Source organism: Blastococcus sp. SYSU D00669 (assembly GCF_054050715.1).
This window is the reverse complement of the sequence record NZ_JBJGZV010000068.1, coordinates 1-17,552: the sequence shown is the minus strand read 5'-3', so window position 1 is coordinate 17,552 and position 17,552 is coordinate 1. Positions and strand designations below refer to the sequence as shown.

At 75.7% G+C, this 17,552-nt stretch carries 19 protein-coding genes; 10 read left to right on the top strand and 9 right to left on the bottom strand.

Annotation, left to right across the window (positions count from 1 at the left end):
• Positions 1–153: 153 nt before the first annotated feature.
• Positions 154–684 (bottom strand): GNAT family N-acetyltransferase, encoded by a 531-nt coding sequence (locus ACI8AF_RS26795; RefSeq protein ID WP_456542831.1) that lies wholly within the window; start codon positions 682–684, stop codon positions 154–156.
• A 41-nt stretch (positions 685–725) separates the two neighbouring features.
• A complete protein-coding gene (locus ACI8AF_RS26790; protein WP_456542830.1) occupies positions 726–2,147 on the bottom strand; it encodes a KamA family radical SAM protein in 1,422 nt (473 codons plus the stop codon).
• A gap of 123 nt (positions 2,148–2,270) precedes the next feature.
• On the opposite strand from ACI8AF_RS26790, the gene kdd reads away from it, so the two are divergent.
• From kdd to ACI8AF_RS26750, 8 genes are all read left to right on the top strand, one after another.
• On the top strand, positions 2,271–3,299 hold the full coding sequence (kdd, locus tag ACI8AF_RS26785; protein ID WP_456542829.1) for an L-erythro-3,5-diaminohexanoate dehydrogenase: 1,029 nt from the start codon (positions 2,271–2,273) through the stop codon (positions 3,297–3,299).
• Complete coding sequence (locus ACI8AF_RS26780) at positions 3,296–4,810, top strand: amidohydrolase (RefSeq protein ID WP_456542828.1); 1,515 nt, start codon at positions 3,296–3,298, stop codon at positions 4,808–4,810. Before kdd ends, ACI8AF_RS26780 begins: the two co-directional genes overlap by 4 nt.
• A complete protein-coding gene (gene kamD, locus ACI8AF_RS26775) occupies positions 4,807–6,390 on the top strand; it encodes a lysine 5,6-aminomutase subunit alpha (RefSeq protein ID WP_456542827.1) in 1,584 nt (527 codons plus the stop codon). Before ACI8AF_RS26780 ends, kamD begins: the two co-directional genes overlap by 4 nt.
• The gene (gene kamE, locus ACI8AF_RS26770; RefSeq protein WP_456542826.1) at positions 6,383–7,126 is read left to right on the top strand and encodes a lysine 5,6-aminomutase subunit beta; all 744 of its coding nucleotides are present in this window, start codon (positions 6,383–6,385) and stop codon (positions 7,124–7,126) included. The genes kamD and kamE overlap by 8 nt, the downstream gene beginning before the upstream one ends.
• Positions 7,123–7,512, top strand: a complete 390-nt coding sequence (kal, locus tag ACI8AF_RS26765; RefSeq protein ID WP_456542825.1) for a 3-aminobutyryl-CoA ammonia lyase — start codon at positions 7,123–7,125, stop codon at positions 7,510–7,512. Before kamE ends, kal begins: the two co-directional genes overlap by 4 nt.
• A gap of 492 nt (positions 7,513–8,004) precedes the next feature.
• A complete protein-coding gene (lnt, locus tag ACI8AF_RS26760) occupies positions 8,005–9,639 on the top strand; it encodes an apolipoprotein N-acyltransferase (protein WP_456542824.1) in 1,635 nt (544 codons plus the stop codon).
• Positions 9,636–10,424, top strand: a complete 789-nt coding sequence (locus tag ACI8AF_RS26755) for a polyprenol monophosphomannose synthase (protein WP_456542823.1) — start codon at positions 9,636–9,638, stop codon at positions 10,422–10,424. Before lnt ends, ACI8AF_RS26755 begins: the two co-directional genes overlap by 4 nt.
• A 49-nt stretch (positions 10,425–10,473) precedes the next feature.
• Positions 10,474–10,986: an FxsA family protein gene (locus tag ACI8AF_RS26750; RefSeq protein WP_456542822.1), complete on the top strand. Its 513-nt coding sequence runs from the start codon at positions 10,474–10,476 to the stop codon at positions 10,984–10,986.
• A gap of 81 nt (positions 10,987–11,067) precedes the next feature.
• Here the strand turns inward: ACI8AF_RS26750 and ACI8AF_RS26745 are convergent, their stop codons facing one another.
• The 3 genes from ACI8AF_RS26745 to ACI8AF_RS26735 form a co-directional block, all read right to left on the bottom strand.
• A complete protein-coding gene (locus ACI8AF_RS26745) occupies positions 11,068–11,412 on the bottom strand; it encodes an RNA polymerase-binding protein RbpA (RefSeq protein WP_456542821.1) in 345 nt (114 codons plus the stop codon).
• A gap of 198 nt (positions 11,413–11,610) precedes the next feature.
• The gene (locus ACI8AF_RS26740; RefSeq protein WP_456542820.1) at positions 11,611–12,360 is read right to left on the bottom strand and encodes a thymidine kinase; all 750 of its coding nucleotides are present in this window, start codon (positions 12,358–12,360) and stop codon (positions 11,611–11,613) included.
• Positions 12,357–13,715 (bottom strand): MFS transporter, encoded by a 1,359-nt coding sequence (locus ACI8AF_RS26735; protein WP_456542819.1) that lies wholly within the window; start codon positions 13,713–13,715, stop codon positions 12,357–12,359. Before ACI8AF_RS26735 ends, ACI8AF_RS26740 begins: the two co-directional genes overlap by 4 nt.
• Before the next feature lie 113 nt (positions 13,716–13,828).
• Here ACI8AF_RS26735 and ACI8AF_RS26730 point away from each other — a divergent pair, with 113 nt between their 5' ends.
• A complete protein-coding gene (locus ACI8AF_RS26730; protein WP_456542818.1) occupies positions 13,829–14,038 on the top strand; it encodes a DUF4177 domain-containing protein in 210 nt (69 codons plus the stop codon).
• 8 nt (positions 14,039–14,046) lie between these two features.
• Here ACI8AF_RS26730 and ACI8AF_RS26725 read toward each other — a convergent pair whose 3' ends face one another.
• Genes ACI8AF_RS26725 through ACI8AF_RS26715 form a run of 3 tightly spaced genes read right to left on the bottom strand, consistent with a single transcriptional unit; the run spans position 14,047 to position 16,931 of the window.
• Positions 14,047–14,940 (bottom strand): lysophospholipid acyltransferase family protein, encoded by an 894-nt coding sequence (locus ACI8AF_RS26725; protein WP_456542817.1) that lies wholly within the window; start codon positions 14,938–14,940, stop codon positions 14,047–14,049.
• On the bottom strand, positions 14,937–15,710 hold the full coding sequence (locus ACI8AF_RS26720; protein WP_456542816.1) for a glycerophosphodiester phosphodiesterase: 774 nt from the start codon (positions 15,708–15,710) through the stop codon (positions 14,937–14,939). The genes ACI8AF_RS26725 and ACI8AF_RS26720 overlap by 4 nt, the downstream gene beginning before the upstream one ends.
• A gap of 48 nt (positions 15,711–15,758) precedes the next feature.
• On the bottom strand, positions 15,759–16,931 hold the full coding sequence (locus tag ACI8AF_RS26715) for a MalY/PatB family protein (protein WP_456542815.1): 1,173 nt from the start codon (positions 16,929–16,931) through the stop codon (positions 15,759–15,761).
• Positions 16,932–17,021: 90 nt separating this feature from the next.
• On the opposite strand from ACI8AF_RS26715, the gene ACI8AF_RS26710 reads away from it, so the two are divergent.
• Positions 17,022–17,429: a hypothetical protein gene (locus tag ACI8AF_RS26710; RefSeq protein WP_456542814.1), complete on the top strand. Its 408-nt coding sequence runs from the start codon at positions 17,022–17,024 to the stop codon at positions 17,427–17,429.
• On the opposite strand, the gene ACI8AF_RS26705 is transcribed toward ACI8AF_RS26710, so the two are convergent.
• The coding region (locus tag ACI8AF_RS26705; RefSeq protein WP_456542583.1) for an integrase core domain-containing protein at positions 17,426–17,552 on the bottom strand (127 nt) is incomplete at its 5' end. The two genes, ACI8AF_RS26710 and ACI8AF_RS26705, sit on opposite strands and share 4 nt — an antisense overlap.

The window sequence follows — 17,552 nt, the reverse complement described above, 5'->3', positions numbered from 1 at the left end:
TCGCGCCCGGTCTGGCGCAGTACGTGAGCACCGCCGTCCAGGCCAACGCCGCCCGCCAGGGCTGATGCCCTGGGGGGGGGCGGCCCCCCCCCGGGGGCGCCCCCCCGGCCCCCCCCCGGCCGTCACACCCGAACCGGTCGCCCCGGCCGCTCCTCACTCCACGACCGGCGGGGCCATCAGCCGGAAGGCGTCCAGCTCGACGTCGTACCAGCGGCGCATGCGCCCGAGGTGGGTCATGCCCAGCCGCCGGCAGACGGCGACGGAGCGCTCGTTGCCCGGCCGGACCACGGCGTAGACCTCGGGCAGCCCGGCCTCGAAGGCCCGGTCGACGACCGCGCGCGCCGCCTCGGTGGCGTAGCCGCACCCCCAGCTGTCGGGGTGCAGGTGCCAGCCGACCTCGACCTCGCCCACCCCGTTCGGCAGCGGCCTGAGCAGCACCGTGCCGGCGACGACGCCGTCGGCGCGCTCGACCGCCCAGCAGCCGAACCGCTCGTCCGCGGCGTGCACCGCCGCCCAGCGGGCCGGCAGGTCGGCCGGCGGCACGCTCGGGGTGCCGCCGATCCAGCGGGTGACCTCCTCACGGCCGTAGAGGTCGGTCAGCCGGGCGACGTCCGCCGCCGACGTCGTCCACGTGCGCAGCCGCAGCCGCTCCGTGCGCAGCAGCTCGCCGCCCGGACACGCCATCCGTTGTCGCTACCGCCGCCGCAGGGCGGGGAAACGCCGACTCAGGGGACGAGATCGGCCGCGGAGGCGGCGCGGGAGGAGGCGGCGCGCAGCTCGGCGGCCGCGCTCCACCCGCCCGCCCAGCCATCGCGCTGCGCCCACCAGGCCCGCCCGCTCTCCGGCAGCGTGGCGATCGGGTCGTAGTAGGTGTAGCGGCGGTCGAGGGCGTCCTCGTCGGTGCGCTCGATCCCGGTCCGGTAGTTCTTCGTCCAGTAGGAGATGCCGCGCTCGCGGTCGTACTCGGCTACCTGGTGCACCCAGCGCTTGCCGACGTAGGGGACGTCGCAGACGATCCGCGGCGTGGCGAACCCGGGCAGGTAGCCCATGATGTCGTGCTGCAGCGTCTGGGCCTCGGCCAGCGACACCCGCCAGTGCTCGGCGCTGGGGATCATGTCGCACATGTAGAAGTAGTAGGGCGTGATCGAGGCACCGTCGAGCAGCGCGAACGACAGGTCCAGCAGCTGGTGGGCGGTGGCGTTCACCCCGCGCAGCAGCACGCCCTGGTTGCGCACGTCGCGCACGCCGGCGGCGAGCATCGCCCGCGCCGCCTCGGCCACCAGCGGGGTGACCTGCTGCGCGGCGTTGACGTGGGTGTGCACGGCGAGGGAGACGCCGCGCTCGCGCGCGGTGGTGGCCAGCCGGGTCATGCCGGCGACGACGTCGTCCTGCAGCCAGTGCTGGGGCAGGCCCATGAGCGCCTTGGACGCCAGCCGGATGTCGCGCACCGACTCGATCTCCAGCAGCCCGGCGACGAACGCCTCGAGGTTCTTGAACGGCAGGTTGGCGACGTCGCCGCCGGAGACGACGACGTCGCGCACCCCGGGCGTGGCGCGCAGGTGCTCCAGCATCGCCGCCTGCCGGTCGACCGGCTTGAGCTCGAAGCGGAGCTTGTCGACGGCCGGCGTGGAGTTGCCGACCAGGTCCATGCGGGTGCAGTGGCCGCAGTACTGCGGGCAGGTGGGCAGCAGCTCGGCGAGCACCTTGGTGGGGTAGCGGTGGGTGAGGCCCTCGACGGCCCACATCTCGTGCTCGTGCAGCGAGTCGCGGGCGGCGTAGGGGTGGCTGGCGGCGGCGCCGGGCAGCCGGTCGGAGGCGACCGGGAGCATGTAGCGGCGCACCGGGTCGGCGAGCACCCGCTCGGTGGTCGGCACCTGGTCGGGGACCATTGTGTTGAGCATCTGCGGGGGCAGCAGCAGCGACATCGTGGCCCGGCCGGCCTGGTCGGCCTCGACGTCGGCGTAGAAGGACTCGTCGAGCAGGTCGCCGTAGACCCCGCGCAGCTGGCGGACGTTCTTCACGCAGTGCGCGCGCTGCCACTGGGCGCTGCGCCACTCGGCCGCGGTCACGCCGGCGAACCCCGGCAGCCGCCGCCAGTCCGGCTCGACGAGCGGCCGGGCGACGTACTCGTAGGGCTGCTCCAGCACGATGGGTGCCTCCTCGGGTCGGCCCGCTGTCCCCTTCGGGTGCGACTCTACGGGAGGATCTTCGGTGATCTCGGCCGGACGCGATAGGTTCTCCTGCCGGATGGGGTGAAGGGAGCGACGTCTGTGGCGAGCGAGCTGGAGCGTGCGCTGGGCGCGCACCGGGTGCTGGAGCCGCGCGGCGTGCTGCCGCAGGCGGCCCTGCGCCTCGACGCCGATCCCCGGATCGGCGTCGACGAGGTGCGCATCGCCGTCCAGCGGCTCAACCTCGACGCCGCGTCGTTCCGCCAGCTGTCCGAGGCGTGCGGTGAGGACGGCGACGCGGTGCGTGCCGCCGTCCTCGACATCGTCGCCGCCCGCGGCAAGATGCAGAACCCGGTCACCGGCTCGGGGGGCATGCTGATCGGCGTGGTCGACGCGGTGGGGGAGGACTCCCCGCTGGACCTGGCCGTCGGCGACCGGGTGGCCACCCTCGTCTCGCTCACGCTCACCCCGCTGCGGATCACCGACGGGCTGTCCCGCTGGGACGGGCGCGGCGAGCAGGTGCCGGCCGAGGGGACGGCGGTCCTGTTCGCCCGCTCGATCGCCGCGGTGCTGCCCGACGACCTGCCCGACGCCGTGTCCCTCGCCGTCCTCGACGTGTGCGGGGCGCCGGCGGCCACCGCGCGGGTGGTCGAGCGCGCCGGCGCCCGGTCGGTCGTCGTGCTCGGCGCGGCGGGCAAGTCGGGCTGCCTGAGCCTGGCCGCCGCCCGCGACGCCGGGGCGACCCGGCTCACCGGGTTGGTCCGCGACGACCGCGAGGCCGCCGCGCTCACCGCCGCCGGGCTGGCCGACCGGGTCGTCGTCGCCGACGGCACCGACCCGCTCGCCGTCGCCGCCGCGGTGGGCGAGCCGGCCGACGCGACGATCGTGTGCGTCGACGTGCCCGGCGCCGAGCACGGCGCGGTCCTGGCGACCGCCGACGGCGGCACCGTGGTCTTCTTCTCCATGGCGACGTCGTTCGCCCAGGCGGCGCTCGGCGCGGAGGGGATGGCGGCGGACGTGACGATGCTGGTCGGCAACGGCTACACCCCGGGCCACGCGGCGCTGGCCCTCGACCTGTACCGGTCGAACGCCGGCGTCCGGTCCCTGATCGACCCGCGGGTCGGCGCGTGACCCTCCTGGTCAGCGACGTCACGGTCGGCGACCGGCCGGGCCGGGCGGTGCACGTCGCCGACGGCCGGATCGCCTGGCTCGGCTCTGCCGTTGACGTGGCCGCCGACGCCCCGGCCGCCGACCGGGTGGTGGCGGGGGAGGGGGCGCTGCTCACGCCGGCGTTCGTCGACGCCCACGTGCACGCCACCGCGACCGGCCTGGCGCTGACCGGTCTCGACCTCTCGTCGAGCTCGAGCCTCGCGGAGGCCGGCGCCCGCATCGCCCGGCACGCCCAGGGCGCGCCGGGGACCGTGCTCGGCACCGGCTGGGACGAGACCGGCTGGCCCGAGCGCCGCGGCCTCACCCGCGCCGACCTCGACGCCGTCCTCGGCTACCGGCCGGCGTACGTCGCCCGGGTCGACGTCCACTCGGCGACGGTGTCGACCGCGCTGCTCGACCGGATCCCCGGGATCGCCGACCTGCCCGGCTTCTCACCCGACGGGCGGCTGCGGCTCGACGCCCACCACGCCGCCCGGCAGGCCGCCCACGCGACCGTGGGCGGCGACCAGCGGCGGGCGGCCCAGCGCGCCACCCGCGACGCCGCGGCCGCGCTGGGCATCGGCAGCCTGCACGAGATGGCCGGCCCGGAGGTGTCGAGCGCCGAGGACCTCGCCGGGCTGCTGGAGCTCGCCGCCGACGAGCCCGGGCCGGAGGTGGTCGGCTACTGGGGCGAGCTCGCCGAGCGCGGCGGCCTGGACGTCGTCCGCGAGCTCGGCCTGGCCGGCGCCGGGGGGGACCTGTTCTGCGACGGCGCCCTCGGCTCGCACACCGCGGCGCTGGGCAGCGGCCCCTACGCCGACCGCCCGGACACCGCCGGCAGCCTGCGGTTCGCCACCGGGCAGCTGGTGCACCACGTGCGCACCTGCACGCTGGCCGGCGTCCAGGCGGGCTTCCACGTGATCGGCGACGCCGCGGTCGCGCAGGTGGTGTTCGCGGTGGAGACCGTGGCCGCCGAGCTGGGCCGGCCCGCCGTCCGCGCCTGCCGGCACCGCCTGGAGCACGTCGAGATGATCGACCCGGTCGACGTCGAGCGGCTGCGCGACCTGGGCATGGTCGCCAGCGTGCAGCCGGCCTTCGACGCCGCCTGGGGCGGCGACGCCGGCATGTACGCCGAGCGGCTCGGCGTGGCCCGGGCGCTGCGGACCAACCCGTTCGCCGGCTTCTCCGACGGCGGGGTGCCGCTCGCGCTGGGCAGCGACGCCCCGGTGACGCCCCTGGACCCGTGGGGCGGGGTGCACGCCGCCGTCGACCACCGCACGCCCGGCTCGGGCCTGCGGCCGTTCGACGCCTTCGACGCGGCCACGTTCGGCGGCCGCTACGCCGCCCGCGCCGAGCACGCCGCCGGACCCCTCGCGGTGGGCGCGCCGGCCGCGCTGGCGCTGTGGGAGACGGCGGAGACGCTGTCGGAGGTCCTCGCCGGGCGGCTGCGCCCGGCCTGCCGGCTCCTGCTCGTGGACGGAGAACCGCTGTGACCACCCTGGACCTCGACCCGGCCCTCGTCGCGCGGGCCCGCGCACTGGCCGCCCGCGCCGCGCAGCCGGTGGTCGACCTGGCGCACCGGCACACCACGGTGTCGGTGGAGCGGGCGGTGCTGCGGCTGGCCGGGCTGACCGGCACCGACCCGGTGACCGGCGACGGCCGCGCGGAGGACCGCGTGCCGTGGGTCAACCGGGTCGTCGACGCCGTCCGCGACCAGGTGGGGCTGGAGTCCGGTGTCGCGCTGCCGGTCTGGCACGCGCTCGCCTCGGGGACGGCGCCGTCGCTGCAGGCGCTGGCCGAGCAGGTGGGCGCGGGGACCGCCCGGTTCGAGCTCCCCGCCGACCCCGGGCCCGCGCGCGCCGCCGCCCGGGACGCCGTGGCCGCCGGGCTGACCCGCATCGACGCCAACCGCCGCCGCCGCGAGGAGCTCGTCGCCCTCCACGGGGACCCGCCGCGCCGGCCGTGGATCTACCTGATCGTGGCCACCGGCGACATCCACGAGGACATCCCGCAGGCCCAGGCCGCCGCCCGCGCCGGGGCCGACGTCATCGCGGTCATCCGCTCCACCGGCCAGTCGCTGCTGGACTACGTGCCCGAGGGGGCCACCCGCACCGGCTACGCCGGCACCTACGCCACCCAGGAGAACTTCCGGCTCATGCGGGCCGCCCTCGACGACGTCAGCGCCGAGGTGGGCCGCTACGTGCGGCTGACCAACTACGCGTCCGGGCTGTGCATGCCCGAGATCGCCGTCCTGGCCGGGCTGGAGCGGCTGGACATGATGCTCAACGACGCGATGTACGGGATCCTCTTCCGCGACATCAACCCGCGGCGCACCTTCGTCGACCAGCGGTTCTCCCGGATGGTGCACGCCCGGGCTGGGATCGTCATCAACACCGGCGAGGACAACTACCTCACCACCGCCGACGCCGTCGACGAGGCGCACACCGTCACCGTCAGCCAGCTGCTCAACGAGACCCTCGCGCGCGAGGCGGGCCTGGAGGACTGGCAGCTCGGCCTCGGGCACGCCTTCGAGATCGACCCCGACCGGCGGGACTCTTTCCGGCTGGAGCTCGCCCACGCGATGCTCGCCCGCTCGCTGTTCCCCGACGCGCCACTGAAGTGGATGCCGCCCACCAAGCACATGACCGGCGACGTCTTCCGCGGCTACCTGCTCGACGGGTTCTTCAACCTCGCCGGGGCGCTGACCGGCCAGGGGATCCTGCTGGTCGGGATGATGACCGAGGCCGTGGTCACCCCGTGGCTGTCCGACCGCGACCTGGCGCTGCGCAACGTGCGCTACGTGCTCGACGCCGCCGGCGGCCTGGTCGAGGACTTCCACCCGCCGAAGGGCGGCTTCATCGACCGCCGCGCCGACACCGTGCTGCGCGAGGCCGTCGAGCTGCTCGAGCGCATCGCCGACCACCCCGAGGGGCTGATCCAGGCGATCGCCGACGGCACCTTCGGCATCACCAAGCGCCCACCGGACGGCGGCAAGGGCCTGGACGGCGTGGTCGCGCTCGCCGACGACGCCTACAACCCGGCCCTGGAGCTGCTGGAGCGGGTCGATGCCTGAGGGGATCGTCCGGCCCTACGGCGACACCACCGGCGACGGCATGGTGCAGACGTCGTTCACCCTCCCCGTCCCGCCCGGGCCGAAGGCCGACGGCGCCGCGCTGCAGCTGGCGGGCAAGATGGGCATCGAGCCGGCCATGGTCGTGCACAGCCACGGCATCGGCGAGGGGTTCACGTTCTTCGTCGTCTACGGCTCGGTGAAGCACCTGGTCGACCTCGACGCCGTCCGGGTGGAGGAGCGGGCCTACCCGCTGCTGTCGCCGGCGGAGGTCAACGGGGCGATCAAGGCCCGGCTGCACCGCAAGCTCGTCGTCCTCGGGGCGTGCATCGGCACCGACGCGCACACCGTCGGCATCGACGCGATCCTCAACCTCAAGGGCTTCGCGGGGGAGAAGGGCCTGGAGTACTACCGGGAGATGGACGTCGCCAACCTCGGCGCCCAGGTGACCGTGCCGGACCTGGTGCGCCGGGCGCGCGGCGCCCGCGCCGACGCCGTCCTGGTCTCCCAGGTGGTCACGCAGAAGGACGCGCACCTGCGCAACACCCGCGAGCTGGCCGCGGCGTTCCGCGAGGCGATGGGGGAGGACCGGCCCCTGCTGGTGGTCGGCGGCCCGCGGTTCGACCCGGCGATGGCCGCCGAGCTCGGCGTCGACAAGGTGTTCGGCCGGGGGACGACGCCCGGCGAGGTGGCCAGCTACCTGGTGCACGCCCTGGTGCCCCCCGAGGAGGCAGCATGACCGACCCCGACCCGAGGCTCGGGTTGACCGTCACCCACCGCCGGTACGTCCCGTACAGCCACGCGCACTACGGCGGGAACCTCGTCGACGGCGCGTACGCGCTCGGCCTGTTCGGCGACGTCGCCACCGAGGTCGCGATCCGCACCGACGGCGACGAGGGGCTGCTGGCCGGCTACTCCGAGATCCGTTTCCTCGGACCGGTCCGCGCCGGCGACGTGCTGGAGGCCAGCGCCGAGGTGGTCCGCGTCGGCCGGCGCAGCCGCGAGCTGCGGTGCACCGCCCGCGTCGTGGCCCGCGCCGAACCGGAACGCGGCCCGTCGGCGGCGCGGGTCGTGGACCCGCCGGAGACCGTGGTGGAGGCGGTCGCCACCGTCGTCGTCCCCTGACCGCGGGGACCGGCGGGTAACGATCGGGTCACAGTCCGGCACGGGCCTCCCGCAGGCGGCGAAACGTGTCGCTGCACTTCCTACAGTCGCTGCAGTTCCTTCCGGGAGCACGTCCGTGCGTCCTCCGGGAGCGGCCCGCCGGGATCCGCCGGCACGGCCGGCCCGGGGTGCCGCGGCCGGCACCCCGGCGGAGCCGTGCACGCCCCGCACCACCAGACAACGGAGCGCTCCGGCCGCAGCCCGCGACCGGTCCTCCGGCCCGAAGGTGCGGCAGCTGCCCGGACGACCGCCGGCGCGACCGAGAGGCACATCCGCAGACCGCCCGCGCCGGGAGGCACCCCGGCCTGCGGCACAGGTCCGGATGGGATGCTGGGGCCGGGCCGCCGCCGACGCGGCGGCCCGCCCCCGCCCGCCCGGTGCGGAGGAGAGGTGCCCGCCCCCGGCAGGGGCGGGGAAGTCCCACGGAGGCCACGGGTGCCGGCAAGAGCCAGCGTGCCGGCCGCGGAGAGCGCGCCGCCGGCGACCGGCACCCCGCCCCGCACCCGTCCGGCGGCGGCGCGGACCCCGCGGCGGTGGCCGTGGCGCACCGCGCTCGCGCTCCTCGGCGGCCTGGCGCTCCTGCTCTCCTTCCCGGGCTACGACCTGTCCGCCCTCGCCCCGCTCGGCCCGGCCGCCCTCGCCCTCGCCGTGCGCGGGCAGCGCGCCCGCTCGGGGCTGTGGCTGGGCCTGGTCCTCGGCCTGGCGTTCTTCGTGCCCCTGCTGTCGTGGACCGGCGTCTACGTGGGGCCGTTCCCGTGGCTGGCCCTCGCCGTCTGGGAGGCGCTGCACGTCGCCCTGCTCGGCGCCGCCACCGCGGTCACCTCGCGGCTGCCGCTGTGGCCGCTGTGGACGGCGGCGCTGTGGGTCGCCGACGAGGCCGTGCGCGGGCGGTTCGTCCTCGGCGGCTTCCCGTGGGGGCGGCTCGGCTTCTCCCAGACCGAGGGGCCGCTGCTCTCCCTCGCCGGGTACGGCGGGGTGCCGCTGGTGAGCTTCGCGGTCGCGCTCACCGGCGCGCTGCTGGCAGCGGCGCTGCTGGCCTGCCTGGCCGGGTGGCGGGCGTCGTCGTCGGCCGGGGCGCGCGCACCGGCCCTGCGCACGGCGGCCACCCGCGTGGCCGCCGTCCTGGCCGTCCCGCTGGTCGGCGGGCTGGCCTGGCTGCCGCTGCCCGGCTCGTCGCTGACCGCCGGCGGGGAGACCGCCACGGTCGCGGTCATCCAGGGCAACGTGCCGCGCCTGGGCCTGGACTTCAACGCCCAGCGCCGGGCGGTGCTGGACAACCACGTCCAGCAGACCCTCGACCTGGCCGAGGACGTCGCGCAGGGTCGCCGCGCGCAGCCGGACGTGGTGATCTGGCCGGAGAACGCCTCCGACATCGACCCCTACCTCAACGAGGACGCCAACCGGCAGATCAGCCGGGCCGCGGAGGCCATCGGTGCCCCGATCCTGGTCGGCGCGATCGTCGAGGGCCCGGGCGACCGGATCCGCAACATGGGCATCGTGTGGGACCCGGCCACCGGCCCGGGGGAGACCTACCTCAAGCGCCACCCGGTGCCCTTCGGCGAGTACGTGCCGGCGCGCAGCTTCTTCCGGCTCCTGACCGACCAGGTCGACCTCGTCCGCCGCGACCAGCTGGCCGGCGAGGAGGTCGGGGTGCTCGACATCGGCGGCACCCGGGTCGGCGACCTCATCTGCTTCGAGGTGGTCTACGACTCGCTGGTGCACGACGTCGTCGCCGAGGGCGCCGGCATGGTCGTCGTCCAGACCAACAACGCGACGTTCGGGTTCACCGACGAGAGCGAGCAGCAGCTGGCGATGAGCCGGCTGCGCGCCGTCGAGTTCGGCCGCACCGTGGTCATCGCCGCGACCAGCGGCATCTCGGCGATCGTGGCGCCCGACGGCTCGGTCGCCCGCTCGTCGGCGCTGTTCACCCCGGACGTCTTCGTCGAGGACGTCGCGCAGCGGACCTCCGCCACGCCGGCGCTGCGGCTCGGGGCGGCGCCGGAGTGGACGCTCACCGCCGTCGGCGTGGCCGCCCTGCTGGCCGGCCTGGCGCCGGTGCGCCGCCGGCTGCCCGGAGGCGCCGGGTGAGCGGCGTCCTGGTGGTCATCCCGACCTACAACGAGGCCGAGAACGTCGAGCGGGTGGTGGAGCGGCTGCTCGACGCCGTCCCGGACGCGCACGCCCTCGTGGTCGACGACGGCTCACCGGACGGCACCGGCGAGCTGGCCGAGAAGCTGGCCGCGGCCGAGCCGCGCGTGCACGTCCTGCGGCGGCCCGGCAAGGCCGGGCTGGGCCCGGCGTACGTCGCCGGGTTCCGCTGGGGGCGCGGTCGCGGCTACGACGTCCTGGTCGAGATGGACGCCGACGGCTCGCACGCCCCCGAGCAGCTGCCCGATCTGCTGGCCGCGCTCGGCACCGGCGCCGACCTCGTCCTCGGGTCGCGCTGGGTGCGCGGGGGAGAGGTGGTGGACTGGCCGGTGCACCGGCTGCTGCTCTCCCGCGCCGGCAACGCCTACACCCGCTGGGCGCTGCGGCTGCCGCTGCGCGACGCCACCGGCGGCTACCGGGTCGTGCGCGGCGAGCTGGTCGACCGGCTGCCGTTCGACGACGTCGCCAGCCAGGGCTACTGCTTCCAGGTCGACTGGGCCTGGCGCGCCTGGCGGTCGGGCGCCCGCGTGGTCGAGGTGCCGATCAGCTTCGTCGAGCGGACGCTGGGCAGGAGCAAGATGAGCACCTCGATCGTTGTGGAGGCGTTGGTACGGGTCACCGTGTGGGGCCTGCGGGACCGGCTCGCCGATCGGCTGCCGGGTCGCGTCCGCCGGCCCGTGCCCGGGAACGCCCGGCTCGACGGGCGGTCGAGCGTCGCCCGGTAGGCGGGCCGCCACCGCCCGCGCCGGCCGGGCAGGAGAGACGGAGGACGCCGTGGGACGACGGCTGCGGACCGCGCTGGCGGTGCTGGCCCTCGCGGAGCTGGTCGTGTTCGTCCTGGTCGCCGCCTGGATCGGCGTGGGCTGGACCATCCTGGCCTTGCTGGCCACCGGCGCGCTCGGGGCCCTGCTGCTGGGCCGGCAGGGGACGAAGGCCCTGCAGGACCTGCGCACCCGGTCCCGCGCCCGCCGGCCGGACGGCCGGGAGCTGGGCAACGCCGGGCTCGCCGCGCTCGGCGGCCTGCTCCTGCTGCTGCCCGGCTTCGTCAGCGACCTGATCGGGCTGCTGTGCGTGCTGCCCGGCACGCGCGACGTCGTCCGCGGGGTGCTGGGCCGGCTGATCGGCTCCCGCCTGCCGGTGGCCGTGCGCGGGCCGGTCCGGGTGCGCAGCGCCCGCGTGGGCGAGGTCGAGGTCGAGGAGGTCTGGCGCCCCGGGCCGCGGCCGGCGGCCAAGGAGACCCGGGTCATCGAGGGCGAGGTCGCCCCGGGCGGCCCACCGTCCGCCTGACGGGCGACGAACGTCCCCGGAACGCGGAACGGCCCCGGCGGGAGATCCCGCCGGGGCCGTTCCGGTCTGCGTGCGCTGGGTTCAGCTGGCCTGGCTGCGCCGGCCGCGGAGCACCTCGAGGCGCTCGGCCAGGACCTCCTCGAGGTCCTCGACGGAACGGCGCTCCAGGAGCATGTCCCAGTGGGTGCGCGGCGGCTTGACCTTCTTCGGGGTCGGCTCGGCGCCGCCCACCAGCTTGGCCGAGGAGCCGTCGAACTTGCACTCCCAGGTCTCGGGGACCTCGGCGTCGTCAGCGAAGGGCACCGTGAACTGGTGACCCGTGGGGCAGCGGTACTCGGCGTACTGCCGCTCGATCGGCGCCGTGTTGCGCTCGGTCTCGTAGCTGACGCTGCCCAAGCGGCTGCCGCGAAGGGAACGCTCCGCCATGGCACACCGTCCTCTCGTGGTGCTGGTGTCGGTCCGGTCTCGTCTACCCGCCAGGCGGGGGCTACCCACCGGACGCGTGATTCAAGGGGACCAACGACAGAAGTGGCGGAGAGATTCCGCCGAAATTGGTGTCACATCATCGCATGGGGTGGTATCCGGCGCGGCGGCGCCCCCCTGACGGGTGACCCGGAGGGGGGATCAGCGCAGCGCGAGCTGCCCGGGGCCGGTCGGTGCCGGCCCGAGCTCGCCGCGGACGTGGTGGCGGCGGCAGAGCACCTGGTAGCGCACCTCGGCCGTCGGGGCGCCGGGCTGCGGTGGGGGAGCGGTGTCGGCCACCACGACGGTGGCGCCCTCGCGCACCATCACGCCGTCGACCACGCGGGCGTTGAGCTTGCCGGGCGCTCCGCACCAGCACAGCACCTGCACCTGGACGCGCTCGACGGTGTCGGCGAGCTCCAGCAGCCGCCGGGTGCCCGGGAACAGCCGGGCGCGGAAGTCGGTGGTCAGCCCGAACGCGTAGACGTCGACGTGCGACTCGTCGACCAGCTCGGCGAGCTGGTCGACCTGCGCCGGCTCGAGGAACTGCGCCTCGTCGACGATGAGGTAGTCCACGCGCTCGCCGTCGGCCCACCGCCCGCGCACCAGCAGCCGCAGGTCGGTCGTGGCGTCGATCTCCAGCGCCGGGCGGGCCATGCCGACCCGCGAGCTGATCTGCGCCGTCCCGGAGCGGTCGCCCTGGGTCAGGAGCAGGCCGTGCCGGCCCTGCCGGCTGTGGTTGTGGTCGACCTGCAGCGCCAGGGTGGACTTGCCGCAGTCCATGGGGCCGTGGAAGAAGACCAGGTGCGCGGTCGGGGGGTGCCGCCGCCGGTCCCCGGCGGCCGGCACCGAGGCGGGGACGGCGGCGGTGGCGTCGGCGGTGGCGTCGGCGGTGGCGTCGGCGGTCGTCACAGGCGCTCCGGGACGACGTTGCCGGCCTGCTCGACCGCCCGGCGCATCGGCAGCGCGGCCAGGGCGATGAAGCCGGCGACGAAGAAGATCACCAGGCTGACGATCGCCAGCCGGTAGGAGCCGGTCAGCTGGTAGGTCAGGCCGAAGGCCAGCGGCCCGAGCCAGCTCGTCCCGCGGTCGCTGATCTCGTAGAAGCCGTAGTACTCGGCCTCCTTGCCGGCCGGGATCAGCTGGCTGAACAGCGACCGGGACAGCGCCTGCGTGCCGCCCTGGACCAGGCCGATGACGGCGGCCAGCGCGTAGAACTGCCCGACCGCACCGGCCTGCAGGAAGAACGCGGCCAGCAGGACGCCGATCCAGGCGACCAGCGCGCCGAGCACCACCCGCTTGGCGCCGTAGCGGCCGGCCAGCCGCCCCAGGCCCAGGGCGCCGAAGATGGCGACCACCTGCACCATGAGGATGGCGCCGGTGAGCACGTCCTGCTCCAGGTCCAGCTCCTCGACGGCGTAGGTCGCCGACAGCGAGATGACCGTCTGGACGCCGTCGTTGAACAGCAGGTACGCGCCGAGGAACCACAGCGTCAGCGGGAAGGCGCGCATCTCGCGCAGCGTCGCGGCCAGCTGCCGGAAGCCGCTGCGGGAGCGGACGGCGGCGGGGTCGCGGACCGGCCGGTTGCGCAGCCGCGACACCGTGAAGACGGTGAACCCGCCCCACCACAGCCCGGCGGTGGCCAGGCAGATGCGCACCGCCTCGCCCGTCGTCAGGCCGAGGGACTCGGCGCTGAGCACCAGGCCGAGGTGGATGGCGAGCAGCAGGGCGCCGCCGACGTAGCCGAACGCCCAGCCGCGGCTGGAGACGGCGTCGCGCTCGTCGGGCCCGGCGAGGTCGGGCAGCCAGGAGTAGTAGACGACGGTGGCGGCGCCGAAGCTCACGTTGGCCAGGACGAACAGCACCGCGCCGAGCAGCCACCGGCCGTCGCCGGCGAAGAACAGGCCGGTGGTGGCCAGCGCGCCCAGGAACGCGAACCCGGCGAGCATCTCCCGCTTGCGGCCGGTGCGGTCGGCCACCGCGCCGGTGAGGGGGAGGACCAGCACCTGCACGATGACGGAGAACGACAGCACGTAGGAGAACCAGCTGCCGGGGGCGATCGACAGGCCCAGGAAGGACAGCCGGCCGTCCTCGCCGACGGCGTCCTCGGCGATCGCCGTGAGGTACGGGCCGAGGAAGACGGTCGTCACCGACGTGTTGAAGACCGACATCGCCCAGTCGTAGGAGTACCAGCCGAAGCGTTCGCGGCGCAGCGCGCGGTCGGGGGCGCTCTGCCCGGGTCCGGCGGCGGGCACGGCGGTCGTCACGGGCGCAGGGTCGCAGCCGGTGACCGTCCGGTCCAGCACCGAGGGTCCCGCCCACGGCCGTGGCGTGCCACGCTCGGCCTGCGGACGCGTCCGAGCAGGGGAGGCGAGGGGTCGTGGCAGCGCGCTACCAGTACCAGGTGGTCGAGCTCCGGGAGGGGCTGATCGGCGGCAAGATGTCGGGGGACAAGCTCGAGAAGGTCCTCAACGAGCACGCCCGCGACGGGTGGCAGCTCAAGGCGATCACCTCGGTCGAGGTGAAGGGCCGGGTCGGCCCCGGTGGCGTCGAGGGGCTGCTGATCACGTTCGAGCGCCCGGCCGGCTGACCGCCGGCTCACGGCACGTCGTCCGGGACGACGCCGCCCGGGTAGGCCGCCACCGCCGTCGTCGGGCGGGTGGGGTCGGCGAAGCGCGGGTGTCCGGGCTCGTCGGCGCGCAGCGGCACCAGGCCGCGGGTGATCGCCGCGGCGATGCGGTAGCGCGCCCGGTTCGCGTCGCCGACGCGGCCCATGCGCAGGTCGTCCAGCCGGACCGGGGGACCGACGTGCACGCGCAGCCGCGGCCGGCGCACGACCGCCCGCAGCGCGGTGCGCAGCTTGCCCCGGTCGTTGGCGTACTGGAGCACCTCGTGGGCGCCCCACTGGCTGACCGGGATCACCGGCACGCCCATGCCCAGCGCCATCCGGGCCATCCCGGTGCGGCCGCGCTCGGGCCAGAGGTCCGGCGCCAGCCCGATGCGGCCCTCGGGGTAGGCCACGACGTGGCCCCCGTGCACGAGCGCCACCTCGGTGACGCGGACGGCGTGCCGGGCCAGCTCCGTGCCGCGCTCCACCCGGATCCCGCCGGTGCGCTCCAGCAGCGGCCCGGCGACCGGTGCGGCCAGGATGCCGCCGGTGGCCATGATCCGCGGCACGACGCCCACCTTGTGCAGCGCGACGGCGATGACGAACGGGTCGAAGTCGCCGATGTGGTTGGCGGCCAGCAGCAGCGGTCCGCCGCGCAGCTCCTCGGGGATGCCGCCGGTGACCTCGACCCGGCCGAAGATGCCCACCAGCCAGGAGAACCGGCGCAGCACGAACCGCCAGAACCACCACGGCGGCGCCGCGGCGATGGCCAGCTCGCGGGCGAACCACTCCGGGTCGTCGGGCTTGACCAGCGCCTCCAGGTGGTTCGGCAGCGGTGGCGTCGCCGGACGCCACGCCGCCAGCCGGGCCCCGAGGCCGCTCACGGGCCCACCCACTGGCCGCGCTTCTCCAGCGTCTCGCGCAGCATCGCCGGCCGGTCGGTCATGATGCCGTCCACCCCCAGGTCGAGCAGCGTGTCCACCTCGTCCTCGGTGTCGACGGTCCAGGCGTGCACCTGCAGCCCCCGGGCGTGCGCGGCGGCGACGAACCGCTCGTCGATCAGCGCCCGCCCGCCGAGGTGGACCGGCACCTGCGCGCAGCCGGCGTTGATGCGGACCAGGCCGGCGGCGCGCGGGGAGTACGACGACAGCCGCAGCGCCGCGACGCCCCGCGGGCCCAGCGAGGTGCACATCGACGGCCCGAACAGCCGGCGCGCGGCGGCGATGCGGGCGTCGGAGAACGAGGCCAGGCACAGCCGGTCGGTGGCCTGCAGCCGGCGCACGGTGCGCGCCAGCGGGGCGAGCACGCCGGCGGCCTTGATGTCGAGGTTGAACCGCACGTCGGGCCAGGCGCCGAGCAGGTCGTCCAGGCGCACGATCGGCTCGCGGCCGCCGATGCGCGCCTGGGACACCTCCGACCACGGCAGCCGCTCGATCGAGCCGGCGCGGTCGGTGGTGCGCTCCAGGGTGGCGTCGTGGAAGGCGACGAGGACGCCGTCGGCCGTCGCCCGGACGTCGGTCTCGAGGTACCGGTAGCCCAGCGCGACGCACGCCTCGAAGGCGGACATGCTGTTCTCGAGGTGCTCGATGGCCCCGCCGCGATGGGCGAACGCCAGCGGGGTCGGCGCGTCCAGGAAGGCGAAACGCGCGGGCACGCGTCCACGCTAGTTCGCCCCTCCGGCAGGCGGGCGACAACCCCCTGGTCAGCGCGGACGGACGGCCCGGCCCATCCGCTGGACGATCTCGGTCAGCACGGGCGCGGGGGTGCCGAAGTTGAGCCGGACGTGCCCGGCGCCGGGCGCGCCGCACTCGGGCCCGTCGACGAGGGCGACGCCGGCGTGCTGCAGGAAGAAGGCGCCGACGGAGCCCTCGACGCCCAGGCCGCGGCAGTCGAGCCAGGCCAGGTAGGTGCCCTCCGGCGGCGTCCAGCGGACCTGGGGCAGGTGCGCGGCGAGCAGTTCGCCGAGCAGCCGCCGGTTGCCGGCCAGGCGGTCCAGCACCGCGTCGAGCCACGGGCCCCCGTCGGCGAAGGCCGCGGTCGCCGCCAGCACGCCGGGAGTGGCGGCGCCGTGCGCGTACAGCTCGCCCGGACCGGACCAGCGGGCGACGTCGGCCTCGTCCGAGAAGATGAGCTGCGCCGCCTTGAGGCCGGCGAGGTTCCAGGCCTTGGACGCCGAGGTGGCCGTGACGGAATGCCTGGCGGCCACCGCCGACAGCGACGCGTACGGGCGGTGCACGGCGTCGGGCAGCACCAGCGGGGCGTGGATCTCGTCGGCGAACACCCGGGCGCCGGCCCGGTCGACGACGGCGGCGAGCGCGTGCTGCTCCTCGGCGGTGAACACCCTCCCCAGCGGGTTGTGCGGGTTGACGTGCACGAGCAGCCGGCCGCCGGAGTCCAGGGCGCGGGCGACGCCGTCGAGGTCGTAGGTGGCCCGGCCGTCGCGCTCGACCATCGGCACCTCGATCAGCGGCCGGCCCAGCCGGGCGGGCAGCGACCGGAACGGCATGTACGCCGGGGTCGGCAGGACGACGGCGCTGCCGGCCGGCGTGAACAGCTCCACGGTCGCCTGCAGCGCCGCCACGACGTCGGCGACGGGCACGATCCACCCCGGCGGCACCGACCAGCCGTACCGCTCTCGCTGCCAGCCGGCGCAGGCCGCCGCCAGGTCCGCGACGTCGTCCTCGGTCAGGTAGCCGAGCCGGCCCCGGTCGACCGCCTCGTGCAGCGCCCGGGCGACCACCGGTGCGGTGCCGAAGTCCGCCTCGGCGACGAAGGCGCCCAGCGCCGGCCGGTAGCGCGACCACTTGAGGCTGCCGCCGGCGAGCAGCTCGGCCACGCCGGGCAGGTGGAGCGGCGGTCGTCCGTCGGTCGTCACGGGCCCTCCGGACGGGTCGGCCGACGGACTCGCGGCGCGTCGGGCGCGCCCGCCGGGGTTTGTCGTCGTCGGCGTCTACCGTGCCCAGACGTGGCGAAGCAGCAACCGGCAGCGACGACGGAGGGCGTCACGCTCACGACCGAACGGCACCGGGGGAGCGCGGACCAGCGGCGGTGCGGCTGGTGCCGCCGCGTCCTGCCGCAGCAGGGCTCCGTCGGGCGGCCACGGATGTACTGCGGTCAGGCCTGCCGGCAGCGCGCCTACGAGCAGCGCTCGGCCACCACCAAGGCCGGCCTGTCCGGCGACGTCGTCCTGGTGACCCGCGCCGAGCTGGACGGGCTGCAGGACCGCCTCTACCAGCTGCGCTGCGCCCTGGAGGACGTGCAGACGCTGCTCGAGGACGAGCCGACCAAGGCCGAACTCGAGCGGTCGCTGGCCGACCTCGTGCGGTCCACCGGCCGGCTCGACAGGCTCTGGGTCTCCGAGCGCGCCGGCTAGTTGTACTGCCCAGACAGGTTGGTCAGGCGGGCGATCGGTGGGCGTCGTCCGATAGCGGTGTGGGGCCGGTGATGGTTGTACTCGTGTAGCCATCCCGGCAGGGCCTGGCGGCGGGCGGTCTCG

Bases quoted from the DNA above. Each gene is read 5' to 3' on its own strand.
- kal (WP_456542825.1), top strand. From the start codon at position 7,123: ATGACCGACCCCGACCCGAGGCTCGGGTTGACCGTCACCCACCGCCGG.
- ACI8AF_RS26795 (WP_456542831.1), bottom strand. From the start codon at position 684: ATGGCGTGTCCGGGCGGCGAGCTGCTGCGCACGGAGCGGCTGCGGCTG.
- ACI8AF_RS26745 (WP_456542821.1), bottom strand. From the start codon at position 11,412: ATGGCGGAGCGTTCCCTTCGCGGCAGCCGCTTGGGCAGCGTCAGCTAC.
- kamE (WP_456542826.1), top strand. From the start codon at position 6,383: ATGCCTGAGGGGATCGTCCGGCCCTACGGCGACACCACCGGCGACGGC.